Below are 1,015 nucleotides of genomic sequence, written 5' to 3'. Positions count from 1 at the left end.
GGGGGGCGGGGGGGGGGGGGCGGGGGGGGGGGGGCGGGGCCGGCCCCGGGGGGCCCGGGCGGGGCGGGGGGCGGCCCCCCCCCGCCGCTTGGTCATGGATGCCGAGAGAACCGTGAGAAGAGGGACTGTGAGCCTTAACGAGAAGCCTGAGGTCGATTTCCCGATCGGCGACGCTCCGACCGAGCTGCAGATCCGCGACATCGTCGTCGGTGACGGTGCGGAGGCCAAGAAGGGCCAGAACGTCAGCGTCCGCTACGTCGGCGTGACCTTCGAGACCGGCGAGGAGTTCGACGCGAGCTGGAACCGGAGCCCCAACGAGTTCCGCTTCCCGCTGGGCGCCGGCCGCGTCATCAAGGGCTGGGACCAGGGCGTCGTCGGCATGAAGGTCGGCGGCCGCCGCGAGCTGGTCATCCCGTCGCACCTGGCCTACGGCGCGCAGTCGCCGTCCCCGCTGATCCCGCCGCACTCGACCCTGATCTTCGTGGTCGACCTGCTGGCGGTCTGAGCCCGTCGCGGCCGTGGGCCGGACCCCTCCCGGGGCCCGGCCCACGGGCACGTCTGCGAATGGACAGAGCCGGGGCGGCTTTTGCGGTGCGTACCGCTACCGGTACGGTCGGTCCCGCCGGGTGACGATCGTCCGGCGGCGCACCCCGCGCGCGGCGCGGCACACCGGAAGGGTCAGCGATGGCGATCGCCAAGGCAGAGCGGCTGATGAATCTCGCCCTGTGCCTGATGAACACCAGACGTCCGCTCTCCAAGAAGGAGCTGCGGGAATCCATCGAGGCGTACCGCGAGGCCTGGCAGAACAGCAGCGAGGACGCCTTCAACCGGATGTTCGAGCGGGACAAGGACGACCTGCGCGAGCTCGGCCTGGTGATCGACGTCGACGAGAACGCCCTGGACGGCGAGCTCGGCTACCTCGCCCGCGCCGACCGCAACCGGCTGCCCGAGATCGCGCTGGACGCCGAGGAGGCGGCCGCCCTCACGCTGGCCGCGCGGGTCTGGCAGCAGGCGA

1 protein-coding gene and 1 pseudogene are annotated in these 1,015 nt (G+C 72.4%); both read left to right on the top strand.

All coding sequences use genetic code 11. The features are described 5' to 3' along the window. Positions 1-127: 127 nt before the first annotated feature. Positions 128-505 (top strand): FKBP-type peptidyl-prolyl cis-trans isomerase, encoded by a 378-nt coding sequence (locus AB0O00_RS41470; RefSeq protein ID WP_363659828.1) that lies wholly within the window; start codon positions 128-130, stop codon positions 503-505. A gap of 179 nt (positions 506-684) precedes the next feature. Then, positions 685-1,015, top strand: a pseudogene (locus AB0O00_RS41465) (WYL domain-containing protein); the annotation flags it as partial.

The organism is Kitasatospora sp. NPDC093558 (genome assembly GCF_040683475.1).
Taxonomy (GTDB): domain Bacteria; phylum Actinomycetota; class Actinomycetes; order Streptomycetales; family Streptomycetaceae; genus Kitasatospora.
The sequence above is the reverse complement of the archived record's forward strand: the minus strand, read 5'-3'. Positions and strand labels throughout refer to the sequence as shown.